The following is a 25558-nucleotide window of genomic DNA, read 5'->3' on the forward strand; positions in this document are numbered from 1 at the left end:
CTAAATGAAAAATGTTGGTATTGACATTATTGAAATTAATCGAATGCAATTGAAAGCAAAATTAATTGAACGATACTTAAGTGAAGAAGAAGCAATTCAATTGCAACGTTTACAAAGTGAAGTTGGAAAAAAACAATTTTTAGCTAGTAGATGAGCATTGAAAGAAGCAATCTTTAAAGCTCTTCCTTTCGAGCATTTAGTTTTTAGTGAAATTAATATTACTAAAAATAAATATGGCCAACCAACAGTAAAAATTAAAGATTATCAAATTAGCTTATCATTATCACATAATCAAACTAATGTTATTGCCATTGCTGTTATTTTCTAATTTTTATACATAAAGACAATAATATTACTTATTTATTAATTTTCTTTTCTATAATCTAAACTAAGGAGGGAAAAGAAAATGATTAATAATGTAATTCTTGTTGGTCGCTTAGTTTCAGAACCTGAAATTGTTCCAACAAAAGAACAAATGCCAGCAAAATGGGCAAAATTTATTATGGCAGTTGAACGACCATTTAAAAATCGCCAAAATGAATATGAAATTGATTACATTACGATTAAAACTTGATTAGCCAATTGCCAAGAAATTAAAGAATTATTAAAATCAGGAATCATTATTGCGATTAAAGGTCGAATTCAAACTTTTAGTAATAAAACTAATGATTTTCATTATACTGAAATCATTGCTGATAAATTAACTTATATTGAATAAAAAATAAAAAATTTCATTAGAAATGCATCTCACTTAGTTAATACAGGCAAAAAGAAAAAGTTTGTAGTAACGAAAATGAGATGTATTTTATTTATCAAAGTTATTTTAATAAATCATTCCATCCTATTTTTTGTAAAAAATGCTATAATACTTAAAAAGTAAAAAACAAAAAGGAGAGTAAGAAAATGGCAAAAGACCTAACAAAAGAAATTCTTCCAATTGAAGAAGAGCAAAAACAGGAAAAAAAGTTATTATATAAAAATTGAAAAATTTATGCTACGGCATTAGGAGTTATCACTGTTGGTTTAGCTGTTGGTTTAGGAGTAGGATTAGGAGTTTCAAATAGTTCTCATAACACTACAAGTCCAGAACAACAAATCGTTAATGCAATTAACAATACAACAACTGCATATACACTAACAGCAAATACTACTAATCCAGCAACAGCAGCAAGTATTACTGAACAAATTACTGGCGACTTTATTAAAACAAAATTAACTGGTAACAATGCAACCGTATTTAAAGCTGAATCATTCCAACTTAATAGCATTACTGTCGGCGAAGACAATCATGCCTTAGCAGATAGTGACTTAACAACAGCTGGAACAATCAACGCTAAAATTAACTACAACTACGATTCAATTAAAAATCAAACAACAATTTTAACAATTACTATCGCAGTTACTGAACAACAACAAGTTGTAAATGCAATTAATGATATAACATATACTGTTTCAGCAGTTACTGTCAACGAAGCAGCAAAAAGTATTACTGATCAAATTAATGCTGATTTCATTAAAGCAAAATTAACTGGTAACAATGCAACCGCATTTAAATCTGAATCATTCCAACTTAATAGCATTACTGTCGGCACAGACAATCATGCCTTAGCAGATAGTGACTTAACAACAGCTGGAACAATCAACGCTAAAATCAATTATAGTTACGACACAATTGCTAACCAAGCAACTACTCTAACATTCAAAGTTAATCTTACAGATGCAGAAATTACTAATGCAATCAATAGTACTGAATATACATTAACAACAGTTACTGCCGGTGATGAAGCAACAACTGTAAGTGCAAAAATCAATGCTAGTTTTATTAAAAGTTCATTAAGTGAAGACATACAAAATTCCTTTAACTCTGAATCATTCCAACTTAATAGCATTACTGTCGGCACAGACAATCATGCCTTAGCAAATAGTGACTTAACAACAGCAACAACACTTACTACTAAAGTTAACTACGATTATGGTTCAGTTAAAGATCAAAATATTACCTTAACGATTACAATTAATGCTAGTGATCAACAAATTGTTAATGCCATTGATTCATTATCATACACTGTTGAAGCTTATGTTGGTGATACAGCACAAAACATTATTAATCAAATTAATGGTGAATTTATTAAAGCAAAATTAACTGATACTGATAATATTGCAACTTCATTTGATTCTAATTCATTTAGTTTTTCTAACATTATTGTTGTCGAAGACAATCATGCCTTAGCAAATAGTGACTTAACAACAGCAACAACACTTACTACTAAAATTAATTATCAATATGGTGGTAAAGAAAAAATTGCTGGTACAACTAACTTAACAATCACAACTAAAAATGTTGATGAAAATGCAATTGAAAATGCAATTGAAAATGCAACATATCAAATTTCATATCGTTTAACTAAAGATAAAGCAGCTGATATTAGTAAATCAATTACTAACAACTTTATTTTTGACACATTAAAAGAAACAAGTTTAGGCATTGCTAAAGGCTTTGAAATGGGAGTATTTAAATTCACTTCTATTACAATTGATAATCATGAATTATTAGATAGTGATTTAAATAAAGTGCGAACATATGATGCTAAAATTAACTTTGAGTTTAATTCAAAAGAATATTCATCTAACTTAACAATGAGTTGTGACCTTTTTGCAAGTCTACCAATTCAGATTGGTTCACTTGTTAATGATGATAATAAAAACTTTACTTTAGAAGGAGTAACTACTGCTTCAACTGATACTGAAATTAAAAATGCAATTCTTGACCAAATTCTTGTAATTACAAAAGATATTTTAGGAGAACAATGAGATTCATTTGGTTCAGTTGTTGAACCAGTACTTAAAACAGCTGCTATTATTACCCTTGACAATAATTCAATTCATCAAGGAGCAACAATTACTGCTGCAGAAGGAACTACAAGCACTTTTGTTGAGGGTTCAGCTGTAATTACTTTCACATTACCAGTAGCTTAATTACTTATAATCAAAACTAAAAAAATAATAGTGATATATGAGAAATTCATATATCACTTTTTTATTAAAATAATTTTAAATGAAAGAAAAATTTACAAAAAATATGCTTCACTCCCCCACCACCGCCGATAATGATGTAATAAGGATAGTTGTATCATTTTACAAAATAAGCAAAAGGAAAAAATAGATAAAAATGGATAATAACAATGAACTTCTTTTACAAGAAGGACAAAAAAAGAAAAAACAATTATACAAAAACTGAAAACTTTACGCTAGTGCCTTAGGAAGTATTGTAATTGGATTAGGTGTTGGCGTAAGAATATTAGGTGCAAAACATAATCCAACAACATCAATAGCACCAATAAATTTAAATACTCTTAATACAAGTACTATTAATGGAATTGAAAATATGACAGCAGATGATGCTTTTAAATCTCTTCTTAAAGACAAATAAAATATTATTGGTAAAATAATTTAACTTCTGATCAAGTTGAACTATCTAACTTTCAAACAATTGATTATTTACAAAATGAAACATTAACCATTCCTGTTAAAGAAGGAATCAATAGTAAATTTATTGGTTCAATTAATGTGACATTTAAATATGTTTTAACTGAAGCAAACTTAATATTAATCGAGTTTCAATTGTTAGTTCATGTGATACACCAACTCAAGACCAATTAAATAGTGAAGGAACAAGTATCAGCTGTAAATAATATCGGATCGGCTAATCTTCGTATAATTGACAATAACGAACAAGAGAAATTTTTTTCAAGTTCATGATATAAAAAATGTTACTATTACAGTAGTGGCAACAAATTAAAAAATTAAATTTATTAAAAAGTGATATATGAATTTCTCATATATCACTTTTTTCTTAATTAAAATTATTTTTGTTTTCTTTTAACTTTTTTATCAATCTTTATTAAAGTTTTTTGATAATCAACTTCTAATCGAGTTTCTTTAGTTTGTGAATGTTTAAATCTTAAATTATTAATTCAAATATAAAGATATTGTAAACTAAAAACTAAACCAAAAATAACAATAATCGCTGATGAAACAATTAATCAACCATATCGTTGATTAACATCAAAAAAGAAATAAGGATATAAACCAACTGTTTTACCATCCAAGCGTCTTATTAAACCACGAACTAAATTAATAACCGAATATAATGCCGGATAAATTGCAATTAATCATAAATATTTACGATATCACTTATTAATAAGAATCTGTTCTTTGCCTGAAGTTACAATAAAACTACTAATCATAATAATTGGCATAAATAAATGCAAAATAATTGTACTAACTCAATTGTAAGCAGAATAATCTTCATGTTTATATGCATGAGTAATAAGACCCATTCAAAAAATTAACATCGTAATTGAAATATAAACTGTTACAGCTAAGCGAATGACAAATGATGGTGACGATTTATTAGTATACAAAGTATAGAGGTAAAAAGCAAAATAAAATATTACTAAATAATTACTTTGCGTAGTAAAAAGCGAATAATGATAAGAAATTCTTTCACCATAAGTTAAAGATTTAGCTACAGTATTAGGAATTATAATTGCTGTTACTAAATTAACTATTAAAAAAATAAACATCATAATTAATGCTGATAAATAAATATAAAAAGTAGTTCTTCTACTAAATTTATAAACCATTGTTATTTTTTACTCCTAATAAGAAATTATAAACTTAATTATTTTATCACATTTTAAGATTTTAAGTCAGATAAATGACTTAAAATCCCTAATTTTTCCATTAATGAAAAGTTAGTTTTAGTAATATTTGTTCGTTCCAATAAATCATTTGATGATCTAAATTGTTGGTTTTTTCTTGCATCAATAATTGACTGAGCATTAACTTCACCTAGACCATCTAAAACAATAAAGGCTGGTAAAATAAATTTTTTATTATCTTTTTCAATAACTTTAAAAGTTTTAGTTTCTGAATTTTCTAAATCAATATTACTAAAACTAATACCACGAGCATACATTTCTAAAGCCACTTCTAACATTGGCACTAAATCTTTTTCTTTTTGAGTAACTAATCTTTTTGTCGCATCTTGTTTTAATCTTTTATCAATATCTTTTAATTTTTCAAGCATTGCTGCTTTTCCTTGCGACATTACTGTAATATCAAAAATATCACATCTAGTTGTAAAGTAAGTAGCATAATATTCGTGTGGATAATAAACCTTATATCAAGCAACTCTTCAAGCCATTAAAACATAAGCAGTCGCATGTGCTTTTGGAAACATATATTTAATCTTTTTACAAGACTCAATATATCATTGCGGAACATGATGTTGTTGCATTAATTTTTCATACTCAGGTTTTAATCCTTTACCTTTACGAACATCTTCCATAATACTAAATGCAATTTTAGATGGTAAATTTTGAGCAACTAAATAAGTCATAATATCATCACGACAACCAATTACATCTTTTAAACTTAACCCTTGTTTTGCAATTAATTCTTCAGCATTGTTTAATCAAACATCAGTTCCGTGTGATAATCCAGAAATTTGGACTAACTGGGCAAAAGAATTTGGTTTAGTTGCTAAAAGCATTTTTCTAACAAATCCAGTACCAAACTCAGGAATGCCAATTGCTCCTGTAGTTTCACCATTCAAGTCAGCACTAGTAATTGCTAAAGCTGATAAATTTGAAAATAATGATAAAACTTTAGCATCATTATTAGGAATAGTTTTAGGATCAATCTTTGTTAAATCATGGAGCATTTTTAAAGCTGTTGGGTCAACATGACCTAAAATATCTAATTTCAAAAGATTATCATGAATTGCTTCAAAATCAAAATGGGTAGTCTTTCAAGTCGAATTAGTATCATCAGCAGGATAATTAATTGGTGTAAAATCAGTAATTTGATATTTTTTTGGAACAACAATAATTCCTCCTGGATGTTGTCCTGTCGTTCTTTTAATTCCAACACAACCTTCACTTAATCAATCAACTGTGGCATTTCTGGCATTAAATCCTGTTTGATCAATAAAATTCTTAGTAAATCCATAAGCTGTTCGCTGTGCAACTGTAGAAATCGTTCCAGCACGAAAAACATTATTTTCACCAAACATTTCTTTTGTAAAATCATGAGCTTTCAACTGATATTCACCAGAAAAATTTAAATCAATATCTGGTACTTTATCGCCATCAAAACCTAAGAAAGTTTCAAATGGAATATCATGACCATCTTGGTGTAATTCAATATGACAATTAGGACATAGTTTTTCAGGTAGATCATATCCACATTTAATATCACCAGCAATAACAAATTCACAATAATGACATTTTAAACATAAATAATGTGGTTTCAATGGATTAACTTCGGTAATATTAGCTAAAGTTGCTACTAAAGAAGAACCAACTGAACCGCGAGAACCAACTAAATAACCATCTGCTAATGATTTAGCAACTAACTTATGAGCAATTCAATAAACAACAGCAAAACCATGAGTAATAATAGCATCTAATTCTTGCTTTAAGCGCGCTTCAATTACTTCTGGTAATGGATTACCATATAATTCTCATGCCTTGTTAAAGCATAACTCTCGTAAATTTTTATCAACATCAACAATTTCTGGAGTAAATAATCCAGATTTTAATGCTATAACTTGTTCAAATTTTTCTGCTAATAAATTAGGATTTTTTACAACAATTTCATCAACTAACTTTCCATCATTTAGAAAATTAAATTCACTAATCATTTCATTAGTTGTTCTTAGGTGCTGATCTGGATATTCTAAATCTTGTTTTTTATAATCATACAATGGGTGCATTACACCACCAATTGCTTTATTATTAATAATAACTTTACGAAATACTTTTTGATAGCGATATAAATAATGAACATCACTAGTAGCAATAACTAATTTTTTTAAATCTTTTGCTGCAGCAATAATTTTTTTAATAGTTTGATGTAATTGTTGTTCAGTAATATTATTTCTTACTATTAAATGCTGATAAACACTTGGTGGTTGCACTTCAATAAAATCAAATCACTTCATTTTTTCTATTAACTCTGGTAATGACTTATTCATTGCAAGTTCAAAAGTTGCACCATTAACACAAGCACTACCAATTAATAACGAATCACGATACTTGTCTAATGCAGCCTTAGTAATTTTTGGACTATTATAAAAATAAGTTGTATGTGACTCTGAAACTAATTGATAAAGATTTTTAATTCCAGTTTGATTTTTAGCATAAACAGTAATATGTTCACCACGAATTTTATTAGTAATGTTTTCATCGATTAATTGATTAATTGCTTCTAGCATGAAAATATTTTTTTCTTCTTTAATATTCTTGAGCATTTTTAAAAATACTTGTGCCAAAACATTAGCATCATAGTCGGCTCTGTGCGCTGTTTCGCCATCATATTTAACACTATAAACAGTACAAACTTTCCCTAAACGATAAGACTTTAAACCTGGTTTTAAAATTCGTGATAATTGTAATGTATCAATTACAGGATTAGTTAAAACTGGCAAATCAAACTTTTGAAACGCTACCTTTAAAAAGCCAATATCAAAATTAGCATTGTGTGCAACTAAAACTCTGTTACCAACAATTGTTTTAATATCAAAAATCACTTCTTTTAAACTTGGTTTTCCGATTAACATTTCATTAGTAATATTAGTAAGTTCTTCAATATGTTTGCCAACTAGTGTTTCTGGTTTAATTAAAATTGTATTTTGTTCAACTATTTCACCATTTTTAATGACAACATATCCAAATTCAATAATTTCATGGAAATTAACCGAAAGACCTGTTGTTTCTAAGTCAAACACTAAGTATTCAACATCATCAATTTGATCTTTAGTTGCATTTTGAATTAGTTGCAATTCAGGAACTAATTCCATTTCTACGCCATAAATTACCTTAAGTTTTGGATATTTTTTTGCTGCAAGAGCAATTTCTGGATAAGCTTGTAAATTTAAATGGTCAGTAAAAGCAATTGCCTTATGACCTCATTGTCCAGCCGCTTTAATGTAATCACTGGCACTAGTAACACCATCCATTGCACTCATTTTAGTATGAAGATGAAATTCTACTCGTTTTTCTTTTGCTTCATCAATTGGTAATTTCAAAATTGCTGGTACAACCATTAAGTCATTTACCCATACTATTTGTTCTTTAGTAAAACTATCATATCGTGCTTGACCAGAAATTTTAATCGTATCATTTACTTTTATTTCTGTAACTAAATTTTCTAACCTAGGTGAACTTAAAAATGCTTTAACAGCAAGTGCTTGTTCAAAATCAGTAATTAAAAAATTATAAAATCACTTTTTATTTTTTGTAAAAAACTTTGTAATTTTAAAAACAGTACCTGTAATAATAACATCTTCATCATTAACAATTTCAGTAATTTTATGAGTATCAGTAGCTTTAGTTAAATCAACTTTATTATAACTTCTAGGAGAATAACTTTTTTTAGGACTAGCATTACTACTAATAGGACTAACTTTTACTTTTGTTAATTCTTCAGCTCGTTCTTTTTCTAAATTACTAAATTCTGGAATTGAATCATCAGAATTAACTTTAATTTTTAAATTTTTAAAACCATAATGAGAAAAATAATAATGAAATTTTGAAAGTTCTTTATCAATCAATTTTGTTTCAGTAATAGTACGAACTCTAATAATTAAATCATTATCATTATAAGTAAAAACAGAAAAAGGTAAATCAGCAAAAATTCCAGCAAGTAATTTTAATTTATAAACTTTAATATACTCAAAATATTGCTTAATTAATTCAAAATCAATTTTGGTTTCTAAAACTTGAAAATTTAAAATTAAATTAGGATTTGCTTTGGCAACTTTTTCTTCTAAAGTTTTTAAAACTTCAACTGGTAAAAATTTTGCAATTAATAAATTAATAATTCCCTGTTGATTATTGTGAGAATATTGTACTTTACACTTACTATTAGCAAAATACGATCAATGTTCTCGAAAATCAATCGCTTGAAAAAAATTTGTTAATTCTTTTGAAATCATACTTAAACCTTCTTTTTAATTATTTCTTTAAAATCATTTTACCTTAAATTAAAATATCTTTGATTGTAATAGTTATAAAAATCTTCTTTAAAAATTAAGTAAATATTAAGACTGTCAAAATAAATGTAAATAAAACAACTAATGAAAAACCATCTAAACGATCTAATAACCCACCATGCCCAGGAAAGATATTAGAAAAATCTTTAACATTGTGATTTCGTTTTAATAATGAAAACATTAAATCACCAATTTGACTTAAAAAACTTAAAAAGCAAGATAATCCAAAATAAGCAAGATAGATTGGCGCTTTACCAATTGTTCCTTCATAAATTGGCAAAGGATTAAAATTACCTAGTTCTAACATTAATGCAATAGCAGTCATACTTAAAACAACACCAAAAGCAAAACCACTAATTGCACCTTCTCAAGTTTTCTTTGGTGATATTCTTGGTGCCATATAATGTTTACCCCATAATGATCCACCTAAATAAGCAAAAATATCATTACTTAAAACAATTATTCATAAATAAACAAAAGTTGGTCAACCTAATTGTTGAAATCCATCTTGATATAACATTAAAAAATTAATTCCTTTAAAAACAAATACTAAATAAAAAGTTCAAAATAAAACAAAAGCTAAATCATTATTAGTAAATCCTTTAACAGAAAATCTAATAACAACAAAAAGTAAAATAAAAAATATTCAAACAATTAAAGTAACTCAAAAATGAAATCAATGCGAATTATAAACATAAGGTCCAAATGTTTCATTGCCTAAAGGCATTCAAAATAAAATAAATGCCATAACAAATACTAAAATTTTAATTCAAAGATTTCAGCCTAGACTCTTTCTTAAATTAACAATTTCATATATTCCCATCATTAATAAAACTGTATTAAGAGCCATAAAAGTATAAGCAGCTCAGATTGGATGATTACCAAACAAATCTGTCAAATAAACAGCGCCAATAAACATTCAAACAAATGCACCAATTGCTAAAAAAATACCAGTAACACTTCTTTTACCTAAACTACTTTTTAGATTTGCCAGTTTTGCTTTTTTATCTGTTTTAGTATTGTTTTTACTTCGTATTTTTTCCATTACTTACTCCAAATTTAAAAAATTATATTTGCATTAAATCAGCAACTTTATCTTTATCAATATTATTAATTAAATTAACTTTTTCATCAGTTAATTTTTGAATTGATTGTTCTGACTTTTTTTCATTATCTTCAGGCAAATTTTGTGTTTTCAATTTCTGAATCGCATCACGACGACAATTACGAATTTTAATACGAAATTCTTCAGTAATTTTTGCCAAGTCTCGTACTAATCGTTTTCTAACATCTTCCGTTAAAACCGGAAAAGTAATTCTAATCGCATTATTATTTTCAACTGTAAATTGTAAATTTAAACCAGAATGATTTAAAGCTTCAACAATTACTTTAATTGAATTAGGGTCATAAGGTTTAATTAATAATTGTCTTGCTTCTGGAACTTTAATTTGAGCAACTGATTTTAATGGTTCAAAATTTCCATAAGCACTAATTTTAACATGATCTAAAATATCAGGATTTGCCCTTCCTGTTCTAATTTTACTAATTTCTTTTTCATAATTTTGAATTATTTTATCCATACAATTCGTTGTTTCTAAAATTAATGCATCCATATTTTGCTCCTTTATTATCTTTTGATTAATATAAATATTATATAGATAATTCTAATAAAAATAAAATAAAATCTTGATTAGTCTAATCAAGATTTTTATTAAAAGATTTAAATTTGTTCATTGTTATCATATTGATTATTTTCTTGATAAGAAACAATTATTTTATCGTTTGTTACATAATCAACTAAAATTAAAATTCCACCAACAATTCCTAAAAAGAAACCAAAAATAATTCCCAGAACTGCAAGAAAAAGTTTATCTTCTTCTGTTGCAATGCCATTTGAAATTTTAGAAATTCTATTAAATGCTGGAATTGTTCAAAGTAATGGAATAATTAAAAGTGATTCAAGTAAAAAAATGATTAATATTAAAATAGAACCTACTCTTGTTAATGGCTTTATCATAATGTTTTTTCCTTTGCTAATTTTTTTATAAACTATTATATCATTTAATTTTTTATTTATTACGATTAGTTTGATATTTATAAATAAAACTTAAAACAACATTTTTAGGAATTAATTTATAAATAAATAAAACTAATTTATTTGATAAACCAATTAAAATATAATTTTTCTTTTTTGCTTTTAACGCTTTACGCAATGATTTCTGAGCAAATTTATCAACTTTCATCATTGGAATTTTTGATTGATATGCCTTTGAATTATCACCATGCGAACGCTTTCAAAAATTAGTTTTTAATGGCCCTGGACAAATTGTAATTACTCGAACTTTGCTTTTTGCTCTTCTTAATTCATAATTAACTGCAACAGATAAATTTAAAACATATGCTTTTGAAGCATAATAACTAGAAAAAAGTGGTCCAGGTTGAAAAGCAGCAATTGAAGCAATATTAATAATCCGACCATAATTATATTTTAAAAATCTTTCAGTAAAAAGTTTTGTCAAAATATGTAAAGCATTAATATTTAAATTTAACATATTTAATTCTGATGTTAAATTAGTATTTTTAAATTCACCACTAACACCATAACCAGCATTATTAATAACAATTGTGACATTTAACTTTTTAGTTAAATTATATAATTTATAAACATTTTCTGCATCTGATAAATCTAAATCATAAGCTTTAATTTGTAAATTAGGATAAGTTTTTTTTAACTTTAAAATCCCTTGAGCATTCCTTGATACTCCTAAAAGATGATAACCTTTTGCTAATAATAATTGACAGTAACAATAACCAATTCCGGTTGAAGCACCTGTGACAATTGCTCATTGGTTTAAAATTTGCTTTTTTTTACTCATGATTATTTTGTTTCTTTGCTATTTTTGCAAATTTTCTTTCTTGCTTTGCTAATCTTTTTTCTTTTTTTCATGTTCTTCTTTGCTCACGATATCGATCAATATACCCATCTTGGTCAATCGAACCACCGCCTGAAAAAAATTCAATTAACAAGATAATAAAAACTCATCAAAAAGGTACATAATCTTTTTCTTTTTTCCTATGATTTCTTTTCATTATTAAATAACCTCAATAATTTTCTTATTTTTTAGTAACAGAAGATTTTGTTATTAAATATTTATAATTCATTGCAAGATAAACAATCGCACTATAAAGACTTAAAAGTGTTGCAATATACATTGGAATTAAAAGCAATTGATTAATTAAACCATACTGATCATAGCGACCTATACCAGAAGCATTACCATTAAAACTTTGATAACTAACAAAAAATAAAATTGTTAAACCAATCATTTGAAAAGCAGTTTTTCATTTTCCATATCAATTTGCTGCTAAAACAACATTTTTAGTCGCTAAAATTTGTCTTAAAGCATCCATTAAAAAATCTCGTAAGATTAAAACTAAAGTAATTCAAATTGGCACAATACCAACATAACTCATAACAATTAAAACAGCACTAGTTAAAAACTTATCAGCAATTGCATCAAAAAATTTACCAAAAGTTGTTACTTTATTTAACCTTCTTGCTAAATATCCATCTAAAAAATCAGATAAAGATGCAACAATAAAAAGTACTCCAGCAATTAATCAAGCAATTGTTAAATGATAATTATTAATTACTAATGCTTGACTTCAATTGATTAACATCAAAACAATTATTACTGGAACTAAAATAATTCTAACTAAAGAAATGGCATTTGGTAAATTCATTTAAGTCCTCATTCTAATCTTTATTCTTGATTTTTTAATAATTGATTTAAACCAGGCAAATCAGGCATTTGTCCTTGTTTAACTTGGTTAGCAATTCGATCCATGGTTTTTTTAATTTTTTCGTATTGTCCTAATAATTTATTTAATTCTTTCTCAGTTCGACCAGAACCTTTTAAAACTCTTACTTTTCTTGTTGGGTATCGTAATAATTGTGGTTTTTCGCGTTCCTTTACTGTTGTTGAATTAATAATAATTTCAGCAACCTTTAAATCTAATTCAGCATCATTAATCTTATTATCACTAATTTTTGTACCAAGACCAGGAATCATTTTTACTAATGAACCAAGTTTACCCATACCTTGTACTTGTTTCATTTGATTTAATAAGTCATTTAAATCAAATTGCCCTAGCATCATTCGATTCATTGTCGCTTCAACATCTCTTGAAGTAAAGTTATCTTGCGCTTGTTCCAATAAAGTTTCAATATCACCCATACCAAGAATACGATCAGCCATTCTTTTTGGATAAAAAACTTCTAAGTCATTAACTTTTTCACCACTACCTAAAAATTTAATTGGTAATTTTGTTAAATAACTTAATGAAAGCGCAATTCCACCTTTAGCAGATCCATCCATTTTTGTTAAAATAAAACCTTTAACATTAATTTTGTCAATAAAAGATTGAGCAACATTAATCATATCTTGTCCGGCCATACCATCAATTACTAATAAAACCTCATCAGGATTAACTTGTTTTTGAATTTGCACTAATTCTGTCATTAATGCTTCATCAATATGTAATCGACCAGCAGTATCAACAATTACAATATCAAATCCATTTGCTTCTGCATATCTTTTAGCATTAGCAACAATAATTTCTGGTTTCGTATTTTCTTGATGAAAAACTTCAATATTTAATTGTTTTCCTAAAGTTTTTAATTGATCAACAGCTGCTAAACGATAAATATCACAAGCAACTAATAAACATTTTTTATTTTGCTTTTTAATTAGATAATTTGCTAATTTTGCTGTTGTTGTTGTCTTACCAGAACCTTGTAAACCAGCAACCATAAGTACGGTTGGTTTATTAGATGTCGTTAAATCAACATTTTTAGTTCCCATAATATCAACAAACTCTTCGTGAATAATTTTAATTAACATTTGTTGCGGATCTAAACCTTCTTTGATATACTCACCAAGTGCTTTTTCACGAATTTGATTAATTAATTTTTTAATAACTTGAAAATTAACATCAGATTCTAAAAGAATGATTCTTAAATCTTTTAAGAAATCTTCAATATTTTCTGCTGTTAAAGTTTTTTTACTTATATTTTTTGCTAAAGTTTTTTGCATCTTTTTTGCCATTAAATCAGCAAAACTCATTTTGTCACCTCTGAATAAAATTCAAATATTATTATACCATTAATAGTTTATACAACCAAATTAAGCAACAAAAAAACAATAAATTAGTAAAAGAAAAACTGAATTAACTAATTAATTCAGTTGCTCTCAATTCTCTAATAACGGTAATATGAATATCACCAGGAATTGTAATAAATTTTTCAAGTTTTTCTTTAATATTTTTTGCTAAGACATGAGCATCATAATCATTAATTACTTTTGGATCAACAATTACTCTAATTTGTCTTCCTGCTTGAACAGCATAAGCTTTATCAACACCGGCAATTGCAGTACATAAATCTTCAATTTCTTTAATTCTGGTAATAAATGCTTCTAAAGAATTATTTCTTGCACCAGGTCGAGCAGCTGATAAAGTATCAGCAGCAGAAACAATCGCTGAATAAATATTATCTTTTGCAACATCACCGTGGTGTGATTGAATTGCATTAATAACAATATCATTTTCTTGATATTTTTTTGCTAAAAGCACACCATTATAAACATGTGAACCTTCTAATTCATAATCAGCTGCTTTACCAATATCATGTAATAAACCTGCTCTTTTAGCTAATTGAATATCTAAACCTAATTCAGCAGCCATTAAACCTGAGATTTTAGCAACTTCAAATGAATGAACTAAAACATTTTGACCATAGCTAGTACGATATTTCAAACGACCTAAATAAGAAACTAATTCTGGATGAATATCAACAATTTTTAAATCATCAATAACTTGTTGACCATCAACTTTAAAGTTTTCAGTTATTTCTTGTTCATGAAATTTTAATATTTCTTCAATTCTAACTGGTTGAATTCGACCATCTTTAATTAAATCTTCTAATGCTCTAGTAGCAATTTCACGTCTAACTGGATTAAAAGAAGAAATTTGAATTGTTTCAGGAGTATCATCAATAATAATATCAACACCGGCAATTTGTTCAAACGACTTAATATTTCTACCTTCTTTGCCAATAATTCTACCTTTCATTTCATCATTAGGAAGTTTGACATAGGAAATTGATTTATCAACAATGAAATTAGAAGCATATCTTTCAATTGCTTCAGCAACAATTGAATTAGCAATTTCTTTTGCTTTAATCTTGGCATTATATTCAGCGTTTTTAACAATTTTATTCAAATCTAATTTTAAATTAGTTTCAAGTTTAGCAACTAATTGCTCTTTTGCTTCTTTTTTTGTAATTCCTGCAATTTTTTCTAACTCAAGAATTTCTTGATCAATTTTTTGTTTATATTCTAATTTAAGATTATTAAGTGCTTCTTTTCTTTGGTATAATTCTTGGAACCTTATCTCTAAATTATCTTCTCGTTCTGATAATTTCTTTTCTCTGTTTGTTAAAAGATTTTCATAATCTGAATTTTGTTTTTTTCTTGCATCAATTTCTTGTTGTGCTTCATTTTTTAAACGATTAGTTTCAAGTCTAGCATCTGCTTTAGCACTTTGAATTAATTTCTTTGCTTTAGCTTCATTCTTTTTTATTTCATTTAAACTATTTTTTTCTTTTTTTAATCAAATGAATTTTCTAATGAAAAAGCCAATAGTAAGACCAACAATAAGTGTTATAATAGCAATCAAAGCTACTAGTCACCCTGATTGTGATAAGTTTGAAAAATTAACTGTCATAAATTCATATCACTCCTTTTCTAACTTTTTAAATTAGAAAAGCAGCACTTTTATTTTTTTCTTAAATTAAAATTTTTGTTTATTTTTTTAAATTTTAAATGGATATTACCAATTTAATTTTAGCATAAATTACTATTTTTTAATGGAATTTCTATTTTCTCTTTTATTTTCTCTAATAAATCAGAATGATTTTCCAAATATTCTTTGACATTATCTTTACCCTGACCCAAATTAAGACTTTCATAACTATATCAAGCACCCGATTTATTAATAATTTTCCGTTCAACTGCTAAATCAATAATTTCACTAATAATTGAAATTCCAGTTTTAAAATAAAAATCAATCATTGCAACTTTATAAGGCGAAGCTAATTTATTTTTAACAACTTTAATTTTAATCTTATGACCAATCACTTCTTGATTAGTGACAATTTGCTCACCTTTCCTTACTTCCAAACGAATTGAACTGTAAAATTTTAAGGCTTTGCCACCAGGAGTAACTTCCGCATTACCATAAACAATGCCAATCTTTTGTCTAATTTGATTAATAAAAAAGACAGTGCAACCACTTTTAGCAATAATTGGTGCTAATCTTCTTAAAGCTTTTGACATTAATCTTGCTTGAGCACCCATTAACTGATCATTAATTTCACCTTTTAATTCTGCTTCAGGAACTAATGCAGCAACTGAATCAACAACAATAAGATTAATTGTTGCTGATTTAACAAGCATTTCTAAAATTTCTAAAGCTTGTTCACCAGAATCTGGTTGCGATAATAAAAATTCATCTAAATTAATTCCTAATTTTTGACAATATTGTGCATCTAAAGCATGTTCTGCATCAATAAATGCAACTTTTTGTTGATTTCTTTGTCCCTGTGCTAAAGTTAATAATGCTAAAGACGTTTTCCCCGTTGATTCAGGACCATAAATTTCAATAATTCTTCCTTGAGGAAAACCGCCAATACCCAATGCTTGATTTAATAAAATACTACCTGAACTAGTAACCTTTACTTCAGTAAAAGAACTATCATTAAAAAGCATAATTGAACCTTTGCCAAAAGATTTTTCAACTTCTTTAATCGTTTTTACTAAAGAATTTTCTATTATTTTTTCTGTCATAAAAAATCACCTCATAAATTTATTAAGAAATTTAATTGGTGATTCCTTTTTTAATTATTTTTTAATTCATTTGTTACTTTTATTAAATTTGTTATTAATAATTCTTGTGCTGTTTTAACAACTGCTTTACGAATTTGATCACGATTACCTTTAAAATTTAATTCTTCAACTCAAAATTGCTTTTTTGAAAGAAAAATAGCTAAATAAACTAAACCAGATGGCTTATTTTCCAAATTATCAGGGCCAGCATTACCAGTAAAACTAATTGCAATATCAGTTTGAAAAATTTTTCTAACATTTTTTGCCATTGCTAAAGCACATTCAGCGCTAACAACACCATATTTTTTAATAATCTTTGCCTTAACTTTGACAACTTTAATTTTAATTTCATTATTATAAGAAACAATTGCTCCTTTAAATACTTTAGAAGCACCTGGAATATCAGTAATTGTTTTACTAAACAAACCTCCAGTAATGCTCTCACAACTACTAATTGTATAATTTAAAGTATTTAACAATTCAATAATTTTATCCATAAACGATCCTTTTTTATTTAATTATAAAAAAAATTTATAAGAAAATAAAAAAAAGAATAAAAAAATCATAAGCCACGTTCTGTATCTTGTACTAAAAATAATACAAGCGCTAATCATTTATCTACTGAATTACTTCAGTTCTGCTTTCCATTGTTATTCTAGAAAGCAAACTCCCCTACCAAATTTGGGTTTCTCACTTGCGGGGTTTACCACGTTCCACTTCTTAAGTTTCCTTAATACTCGTCTCTATGGCACTTTTATAGATTAGAACCATATTTTAATAAAAATTAAAACTTAGGTTTTTCATCAGCCGTTAACAAATGTTACTTAAAGTTATTTTTTCCTTTAACACAAACCACTACTTTCATTTCAGAAAGTGTGAGCGTGGACTTTCCTCTACAAATTTGCATTTGCAGCGATTAGCTCATTTTTTATTCTTTACGGGTAATATTATAACATAATTAGTCTTCATTGACAATAGTTTCTAACTTACTTAATCTCGTAATAATATCAACATTTTCAACACCTTTTGCCTCCAAAGCTGTCTTTTGCTCTTTTAATAAAGAAAAACTTTCTTTCAATTTTGAATACTCTTGTAAAATTTTTTTATTATTATTTTGTTCAAGCACTAATTGTTCTTTGTTTTTTTTAATTTCTTTTTCTAACAAATCAAAATAAACTGTCAATCAATCCAAAAATTGATCAACTTCAGTTGGATTGTAACCTTTATATTCAACAGTAAATTCTTTATCAAGAATTTCTTGTTTAAGATTAATATTTTTCATATTCATATTAACAACTCCATCTACTTAAAGAAAACTTTATTGAGAAAATTATTATTAATTATACTATTGAAACTAATAATACTGAAAGAAAAGCATTTTATAAAATAAAAATGAGTATAAATTAAATTAATTTATACCCATTCCATTAGATTTTTAAAATCCTAAATTATTTATTTAATTCTTCTTTAACAGCTTTACTAGCTCTAAATTTTAAACTTTTAGAAGCTGGGATTTGGATTTCTTCACCATTTTGAGGATTACGACCCACTCGTGCTTTTCGTGTTGCTAGTTTAAATGTACCAATTGGTAAATTAATTTTATCTTCTGAAACTTTCTTTACAATTAAATCAAAAAAACTATCAAGCACTTCACTTGTTTCCTTTACTGAAACATTAGTATTTTTTGATACAAGATTAACTAATTCTTTTTTAGTCATTGAAAAATTCTCCTATCTTACATTGTTCCAAACTTACACTTAGTTTGTTCTTTAATTTTATCATTAATTAATAAAATAAACCGATTTATTGATAAAAATCAACGATAATAATTAATTCTAATCACTATCTTTATATAAAGATTTGCGATTTTTAAGAATAAGTTTAATTGGTACCCCTTGAAAATCAAAATTATGTCGAATTTGATTAATTAAAAATCTTTGGTATGAAAAATGACAATAATCACGATTATTAACCATTAAAATAAAAGTTGGTGGACTAGTTTCAACTTGTGTTGCATAATAAATTTTCAATCTACCACCATTAAAATTTGGTGCTTGATTAATTAATTGTGCTTTTGTAATTACTTCATTTAAAACACTAGTCTTAATTCTTAAATCCATATTTTCTAAAACAACCTTAATTGTTTTAAATAAAATATTAATTCTTGTTTTTTTTAAGGCTGATAAATAAGTAATCAAGGCATAGTCTAAATATTTAAATTCTTCTTTGATTTTTTTAGTAAATTCTTTCATTGCTTTTTCACTATGAGCAACTAAATCCCACTTATTAACAACAATAATAACTGGTTTATCTAAATTTTTTGCTAAACCTGCAACAGTTAAATCTTGTTCAATAATACCTTCTTTAGCATCTAATAAAAAAAGAATAACATCACTTCTTTTAATTGCTTCAGTTGTTCTAATAACACTGTATTTTTCAACATTATTAGTAATTTTACCTTTTCGTCTAATTCCTGCTGTATCAATTAAAGCATACTTTTCCTTATTATATTGAAAATAAGTATCAATCGCATCAGTTGTTGTTCCAGCAATTGGTGAAACTATCACCCGATCTTCTGCTAAAATTGCATTAACTAAACTTGATTTGCCAACATTAGGACGACCAATAACTGCTAAACTAGTAATTTTTGCTGTTTCAACAGCCTTTTTATCACCTAATTTAACAATAACTTGATCTAATAATTCGCCAATACCAATACCATGACTAGCAGAAACTAAAATTGGTCAATCAAAACCTAAAGATAAAAAATCAGAAACTAAATCACTATTATCAACTTTATCATACTTATTAGCAACTAAAATAATTGGTTTTTTAACTTTATATAATAATTTGGCAATTGCTTCATCTTCATCTGTTAAACCATCTTGATAAGAACAAACAAAAATAACAACATCTGCTTCATTTAAAGCAACATTTACTTGTTGATTAATTTCTGTTTGAAAATTAATTTTGGCACTACTAATTCCACCTGTATCAACAACAACAAATTGTTTTGTTAATCAATAAACATTACCATAAATTCGATCACGAGTTGTTTGTGGTTGATCACTAATGATTGCTGTTCTTTTTTGTGTAATCCGATTAAATATTGATGATTTACCAACATTAGGCTTACCAACAATAACAACTTTTGGTAAATCTTTCATAATTAACTTTTTTCTCCATATTCAACAAAAGTTTTAAAAAGTTTTTCAACAGTAGTTGATAAGTCATAATTACTATTATCAAAAACGATTGCATCTTCAACAATTGTTAACTGCCCAATATCGCGACTTTTATCACCATTATCTCGTTTTTCCATATCTTGATAAACCGTTTTTTGAGTAATATTAACTCCTTCAGAAAGATATTGTTTTCATCGTCTTTCACTTCTTGCTGCTAACGAAGAAGTTAAAAAGATTTTTAGTTCAGCATCAGGTAAAACAACACTAGTAATGTCTCTGCCAACAACAATATAACCTTTAGCACTAACAATATCTTGAATTTTTTCAACAAATAATGCTCTAACTTCAGGAATTACAGCAATAATTGGCACACTTTTTGTGACACTTGAACTATAAATTTCATCACTAATTGGTTGATTATTAAATAAAAAATGATTGTTAACTCATTTAATTTCAAAAGTCTTTAAAGCTGAAATTAAAAGTTGTGTATCGTTCATATTAAAATTATTTTGTAAGCAAAATAAAGTAAAACTACGATAAATAATTCCTGTGTCAACAAAAATATAATCAATTTTTTTTGCTAATAGTTGTGCTGCAGCACTTTTTCCTGAAGCTGCTGGACCATCTATTGCAATATTTATTTTTTGACTCATACTAAACTCCATTCTTGCTTACTTTTTATTTTGATAATTTTGAATTTTTATTCTTGATTTACTACAATTTGTTCTTGTTTATTTTCAATATTTGCTTTATTTTTAATTGGCATAAAGTAATATAGAAAACCAATAATACCCACTGCTGCCAAAATTGGCGTTAAAATAACTGCAAAAGCAATACCTGCTCTTAATGTCATTAAAGCACTAAGTTGATTAAATTCTTTAAATGTATCTCAGATATATTTACTAGAAAGTCATGAACCAATATGTCCATCTTGAAGCATATCAAAACCATTGACACTTGTAGTTATTCCTGTTATTTCATCACTATCATGAATTTTAGCAACACCAATTAAAATCAATCCCAAAACCATAAATAATAATGCAACTAACATAATGTATAGAAATTTCTTATTATTTTTATTTACCATTTTAATCTCCCTTTTTTGCTTTATTTTGTTTTTAAATTATTTCTACTTGTTCTTGTTCATTTTTAATAGTCTTTTTACTTTTAATAAGTGTCATAAAATCATAACCAAATCCAGCAAATCCAACTGCAAAAAGAATTGGTGTAAAAATAACAGCAAAAACAATGCCACATCTAATCAAATCTAGACCACTTTTAGAATCTAAAAGATTTCTTAAGATTTCACTAGAAAGAACTCTACTAACTCCAAAAATTTGATTTGCATCAAAACCATTCATTGATGGAAACTCATTAGTAGAAAAGCGCAAATGACCTGCACCAATAAAAATTAAACCTAAAATCATTAAGATAAATGCTGCTAGTAAAACATACAAAAATCTCTTATTAACTGCCTTTAACATTACAATCTCCTTTCAATACTTTTTTAATTTATTAATACTAATCTTGACTATTATAGCATTACAATCAACAATAATAATACAACAATCGTAATTAAAACAATAATAATTATTGCAAAGAAAACAAAGCTAACTTTATAATTATTTTTCCCTTTAATTTTCAACTGCTGAAAATCATCTTGCAATTTATTACTATTGAATTTAATTTCTTTAATACTTTTTTCAAAATCTTGTGACAAATTGTCTTTTTGATATTTTTTTTCTAAAGCATAAACAAAAGTATTAATATTTTTAATCTTACTTTCTAAATTCTTTTCAAATTCAACAATTTTTTGATTAATACTACCAATTAAAGTTGCATACTCTAAAGGATAATCAACTAAAGTTTTATCAATCGCAAAGTCTTGTGTTTTTGGTTGATATGATTCAAAAATATTATTTAAATCAGATAAAAGTTTAATTAATAAATATTTATCTTTTGGTGTTAAATATTGATAATTATTTTTTAAAAGCATACTATCCAAATTAATTAACTTTAAACTATCATTAAGTTTTTTAATAACAGGAGCAAAATAATCTTTATTCAATTTTAATAATTGATTTTTATATTGTTCAAGTTTTTTTTCTTGCTCTCAAATCAAAGCATTTTCTTGAATTTCTTTCATAATTTGAATTCTTAATTGTTGGTATTTTTCAACTCTTGTCATTTTATCTACCTCAACTTATTAACTTATTAATTTAAGAAAATAATTTAATCTAAACTAACAGTAATCGATTCAGATTGTTGAAGATCTGAAATTATTGTTTTTTTAGCATCTGATAATTTAATATTAACCATTTTTGTCACTCCTTGATTTTCCATCGTTGTGCCATATAAAACATCACAATTTTCCATTGTTCCTGGTCGGTGAGTAACAATAATAAATTGCGTTGTTTGTGAAAAATTGCGAACATAACGAGCAAATCGTTCTAAGTTAGCTGGATCTAAAGGAGCTTCTACTTCATCTAAAATTGTTAATGGCAAAGGTTTAACTTTTAAAATTGCAAATAAAACTGATAAAGCAACTAAAGATTTTTCACCACCTGATAATAAATTTAAATTACTAATTCTTTTACCTGGTGGATTAGCTAAAACTTCAATTCCCGTTGTTAAAATATTATCAGGTTGACTATATTTTAATTGACAATTTCCACCACCAAATAAAGTTTGAAAAGTTTCAGGTAAGACATGATTAATTTGTTTAATCGTTTCATCAAACTTTTCTACCATAATTTTGTCCATTTCATCAATTGCTTGCAACAATTCTTTAACAGCTGCTGTTAATTCTTGATGTTTACCTTTTAAATTTTGATAGCGTTCATTTTCAGTTTCATATTCTTCAATCGCATTAAGATTAACAAATCCTAAATCTTCTAAATCATTGCGTAATTTGAATACTAATTCTCGTGCTTCTGCTTCATTATCCAATGGTTTATGATAAAGTTCTTGGGCACGATCAAAAGTTAAATGATAAGCGTCAACTAAACGCTTTAAAATTTGTTCAAGTTTATTTTCTAACTGAACCTTTTCTAATTTATCACTATTTAAATTACCGACTATATTATTATATTCTTGAGTAAATTGATAAACTTCATTTTCTAATCCTTGCATTTCGGTTAAGCCTTGATGTTTTTCTTGTCTTAAGGTTTGTAATTGCAAAGTAAAATTTTCTTGTTGATATTTATTTTTTTGGTATTGAGCAAAAATATCATTTAATTCTTGATTATCATCTAAAACAATTTTTTTGCCAGTTAAACTTTGATATTCAGTTGACAATACTTGTGAACGATTTTCTAAATCAAGAATTTCAGAATTTAATTTACTAATCGTTAAATCTGTCTTTGCCTTTTGTGCTTGTAAAGAATTAATTTCTGTCTCAAAACTAGAACTTTGAACATTAAGATTGACTAATTCTACTTCTAAATCTTTAATTTCCGTTCTGATTGTTTCTAAATTATTATCTTTTCTTAATAAATTAAGATTGCTATTTTGTCTTTGAAAGCCACCAACAATTGCTCCACCTGCTTTAATCAATTGGCCATCTAAAGTGACACATTGATATCTTGCAGCCATTAATTTAGAAATATCTCGAGCATTATCTAAAGTTTCACAAACAATTGTTCTTGCTAATAAAAAATCAATTGCTTTTTGATATTCACTACTTTTTGTTTTAACTAAATTATTAGCAAAAGCAATAAATCCTAATTGACTATTAACAATAATAACATCTTCTTGACTAATTGTTCGGGTTTGAATTGTATTTAATGGTAAGAATGTCGCAATTCCTGCTCGATTTTCTTTTAAAAAATTAACTGCTTTAGTCGCATCTTTATCAGTTTTAGTAACAATATTTTTTAAATTATTACCAAAAATAACAGCAATTGCTTGTTGATATAATTCTGGTACTTCAATTAAATTAGCAATCGTATCAATAACACCATATAAACTATTACGATTATCTAAAATTGTTTCAACAGCAAAGTTTTTTTGTCTTTCTCGCTCTTGATTCGAAACAAAAAAATCTAAACTAGTTCGTGCTTTACCCAAAGTTATAAATAAATCATTTCGGGAAATTGAAACATCATCTCTTTGTAAAATGAAATTAGCTAATTTATCATTTAATAGTTTTAAATTTTCTTGTTCTTGTTCTTTAATTATTTTCTTATGACTAATAATATTTAATAAATCTTGAATATTAGCTTTTAGTTTACTAATTTCGGAAAGATTTTTTGCTTTATCTTGTGCTTGCTTTGCTTGATCTTGCAAAACTTTTTTTTGTTGTTCCAAAATATTTAATAAATTATTAATATTAGTTAAATTCATTTCAACACTATTAATATTTTTTTCTAATTCATAATTTCGATTTCTTAAAAATTTGACTTTTTCTTGATGATTATTAATTTTTAACTTTAATGATTGATCAATTTGTTCATTTTTTAAAATATTATTAGTTAAGACTTTTAACTGATTTTTAAACATTTGACCATCTTTTACTAAAAGGGTAATTTCATATTGTTTTAAAGTATTACTAATCGCAAGATAATTTTTTGCTTTTTCTGCTTGTTTAGCTAATGGTTCAATTTTTCTTGAAATTTCACTAACAATATCTTCAACTCTAACTAAATTTTCATTAGTTCGTTCTAATTTTCTTAAACTTTCTTCTTTTCTTTTTTTATATTTTGCTACACCTGCTGCTTCTTCAAACAAAGTTCGTCGTTCTTCTGGTTTGCTATCAGCAAATTTTGAAACATTACCTTGACTAATAATTGCTAATGAACCTTTACTTAAACCAGTATCAATTACCAAATTTTGGACATCTTTTAAACGAACACGATTTTTATTAATATAATATTCATTTTCAGAACTATTACGATAAACTTTTCTCGTAATTGCAATTTCATTAAACTCTGAGTTAAAAATTTTACTACTATTATCAAAAACTAATGTTACTTGTGCCATATTTAATGGCGCCTTTCCTTGTGCACCATTAAAAATAATATCGTCAGCTTTTTCACCTCTTAATGATTTAACAGATTGTTCACCAAGAACTCAGCGAATTGCATCATTAATATTAGACTTACCAGAACCATTCGGTCCAACAATGCCAACAATATTAGTATTGAACTCAATTTTTAAATCATCAGCAAATGATTTAAAGCCATGTGCTTCAATTCTTTTTAAAAATGCCATAAATATTCTCACCTATAATATTGAATTTAATAAATTTATTTCATTTTATCACGGATTAACCTTTAAAACTGAGATAGTAATTATAAAAAAAGCAAAAATATTAAAACATTGGAAAGTATAAATTCAACTAATAGTGTTAATTTTATAACAAAATT

Annotated in this window: 24 protein-coding genes and 1 other RNA gene; 4 read left to right on the forward strand and 21 right to left on the reverse strand. The window is 26.3% G+C overall.

What is annotated here, in order from left to right; translation table 4 throughout:
- Positions 1-4: 4 nt before the first annotated feature.
- From LT335_RS00345 to LT335_RS00360, 4 genes are all read left to right on the forward strand, one after another.
- Complete coding sequence (locus LT335_RS00345) at positions 5-328, forward strand: holo-ACP synthase (RefSeq protein ID WP_249727749.1); 324 nt, start codon at positions 5-7, stop codon at positions 326-328.
- A gap of 78 nt (positions 329-406) precedes the next feature.
- Positions 407-718, forward strand: a complete 312-nt coding sequence (locus tag LT335_RS00350) for a single-stranded DNA-binding protein (RefSeq protein WP_249727751.1) — start codon at positions 407-409, stop codon at positions 716-718.
- 185 nt (positions 719-903) lie between these two features.
- Positions 904-2976, forward strand: coding sequence for an autotransporter outer membrane beta-barrel domain-containing protein (locus tag LT335_RS00355; RefSeq protein ID WP_249727753.1), 2073 nt, complete (start codon positions 904-906; stop codon positions 2974-2976).
- A 193-nt stretch (positions 2977-3169) separates the two neighbouring features.
- Positions 3170-3430, forward strand: a complete 261-nt coding sequence (locus LT335_RS00360; protein ID WP_249727754.1) for a hypothetical protein — start codon at positions 3170-3172, stop codon at positions 3428-3430.
- 433 nt (positions 3431-3863) lie between these two features.
- On the opposite strand, the gene LT335_RS00365 is transcribed toward LT335_RS00360, so the two are convergent.
- The 21 genes from LT335_RS00365 to LT335_RS00465 form a co-directional block, all read right to left on the reverse strand.
- Positions 3864-4646, reverse strand: coding sequence for a Pr6Pr family membrane protein (locus LT335_RS00365; protein ID WP_249727755.1), 783 nt, complete (start codon positions 4644-4646; stop codon positions 3864-3866).
- Positions 4647-4699: 53 nt separating this feature from the next.
- Positions 4700-9004: a PolC-type DNA polymerase III gene (locus tag LT335_RS00370; RefSeq protein ID WP_249727757.1), complete on the reverse strand. Its 4305-nt coding sequence runs from the start codon at positions 9002-9004 to the stop codon at positions 4700-4702.
- 94 nt (positions 9005-9098) lie between these two features.
- Positions 9099-10106: a phosphatidate cytidylyltransferase gene (locus LT335_RS00375; protein ID WP_249727759.1), complete on the reverse strand. Its 1008-nt coding sequence runs from the start codon at positions 10104-10106 to the stop codon at positions 9099-9101.
- A gap of 22 nt (positions 10107-10128) precedes the next feature.
- Positions 10129-10674 carry a ribosome recycling factor gene (gene frr, locus LT335_RS00380; RefSeq protein WP_249727760.1) on the reverse strand — a complete coding sequence of 182 codons (546 nt, stop codon included), beginning with the start codon at positions 10672-10674 and terminating at the stop codon, positions 10129-10131.
- A gap of 107 nt (positions 10675-10781) precedes the next feature.
- Complete coding sequence (locus LT335_RS00385) at positions 10782-11078, reverse strand: hypothetical protein (RefSeq protein ID WP_249727762.1); 297 nt, start codon at positions 11076-11078, stop codon at positions 10782-10784.
- A 52-nt stretch (positions 11079-11130) separates the two neighbouring features.
- Positions 11131-11937, reverse strand: coding sequence for an SDR family NAD(P)-dependent oxidoreductase (locus LT335_RS00390; RefSeq protein WP_249727763.1), 807 nt, complete (start codon positions 11935-11937; stop codon positions 11131-11133).
- On the reverse strand, positions 11930-12151 hold the full coding sequence (locus tag LT335_RS00395) for a hypothetical protein (protein WP_249727765.1): 222 nt from the start codon (positions 12149-12151) through the stop codon (positions 11930-11932). The genes LT335_RS00390 and LT335_RS00395 overlap by 8 nt, the downstream gene beginning before the upstream one ends.
- Positions 12152-12175: 24 nt before the next feature.
- Positions 12176-12805, reverse strand: a complete 630-nt coding sequence (pgsA, locus tag LT335_RS04435; protein WP_249727766.1) for a CDP-diacylglycerol--glycerol-3-phosphate 3-phosphatidyltransferase — start codon at positions 12803-12805, stop codon at positions 12176-12178.
- A 20-nt stretch (positions 12806-12825) separates the two neighbouring features.
- Positions 12826-14187: a signal recognition particle protein gene (gene ffh / locus LT335_RS00405; protein ID WP_249727768.1), complete on the reverse strand. Its 1362-nt coding sequence runs from the start codon at positions 14185-14187 to the stop codon at positions 12826-12828.
- A gap of 103 nt (positions 14188-14290) precedes the next feature.
- Complete coding sequence (gene rny, locus LT335_RS00410; RefSeq protein WP_249727770.1) at positions 14291-15847, reverse strand: ribonuclease Y; 1557 nt, start codon at positions 15845-15847, stop codon at positions 14291-14293.
- 119 nt (positions 15848-15966) lie between these two features.
- A complete protein-coding gene (gene recA, locus LT335_RS00415) occupies positions 15967-16968 on the reverse strand; it encodes a recombinase RecA (protein WP_249727773.1) in 1002 nt (333 codons plus the stop codon).
- Positions 16969-17018: 50 nt separating this feature from the next.
- Entirely contained in the window at positions 17019-17504 is a 486-nt protein-coding gene (locus LT335_RS00420) for a CinA family protein (protein WP_249727779.1), read from the reverse strand.
- A gap of 63 nt (positions 17505-17567) precedes the next feature.
- An RNA gene (gene rnpB, locus LT335_RS00425) (RNase P RNA component class B) lies at positions 17568-17936 on the reverse strand.
- A gap of 29 nt (positions 17937-17965) precedes the next feature.
- Entirely contained in the window at positions 17966-18295 is a 330-nt protein-coding gene (locus LT335_RS00430) for a DivIVA domain-containing protein (RefSeq protein ID WP_249727781.1), read from the reverse strand.
- A 160-nt stretch (positions 18296-18455) separates the two neighbouring features.
- The gene (locus LT335_RS00435) at positions 18456-18725 is read right to left on the reverse strand and encodes an HU family DNA-binding protein (protein ID WP_249727783.1); all 270 of its coding nucleotides are present in this window, start codon (positions 18723-18725) and stop codon (positions 18456-18458) included.
- 117 nt (positions 18726-18842) lie between these two features.
- Positions 18843-20174 carry a ribosome biogenesis GTPase Der gene (der, locus tag LT335_RS00440; protein ID WP_249727784.1) on the reverse strand — a complete coding sequence of 444 codons (1332 nt, stop codon included), beginning with the start codon at positions 20172-20174 and terminating at the stop codon, positions 18843-18845.
- 2 nt (positions 20175-20176) lie between these two features.
- On the reverse strand, positions 20177-20845 hold the full coding sequence (cmk, locus tag LT335_RS00445; protein ID WP_249727785.1) for a (d)CMP kinase: 669 nt from the start codon (positions 20843-20845) through the stop codon (positions 20177-20179).
- Between the two features lie 47 nt (positions 20846-20892).
- Positions 20893-21279, reverse strand: a complete 387-nt coding sequence (locus LT335_RS00450) for a hypothetical protein (RefSeq protein ID WP_249727787.1) — start codon at positions 21277-21279, stop codon at positions 20893-20895.
- Between the two features lie 31 nt (positions 21280-21310).
- On the reverse strand, positions 21311-21676 hold the full coding sequence (locus LT335_RS00455) for a hypothetical protein (RefSeq protein ID WP_249727789.1): 366 nt from the start codon (positions 21674-21676) through the stop codon (positions 21311-21313).
- A gap of 50 nt (positions 21677-21726) precedes the next feature.
- Positions 21727-22380: a hypothetical protein gene (locus LT335_RS00460; RefSeq protein WP_249727790.1), complete on the reverse strand. Its 654-nt coding sequence runs from the start codon at positions 22378-22380 to the stop codon at positions 21727-21729.
- 44 nt (positions 22381-22424) lie between these two features.
- Complete coding sequence (locus tag LT335_RS00465; RefSeq protein WP_249727796.1) at positions 22425-25403, reverse strand: SMC hinge domain-related protein; 2979 nt, start codon at positions 25401-25403, stop codon at positions 22425-22427.
- Positions 25404-25558: the final 155 nt, after the last annotated feature.

This window comes from Spiroplasma attinicola (genome assembly GCF_023509825.1).
Taxonomy (GTDB): Bacteria; Bacillota_I; Bacilli_A; order Mycoplasmatales; family VBWQ01; genus Spiroplasma_D; species Spiroplasma_D attinicola.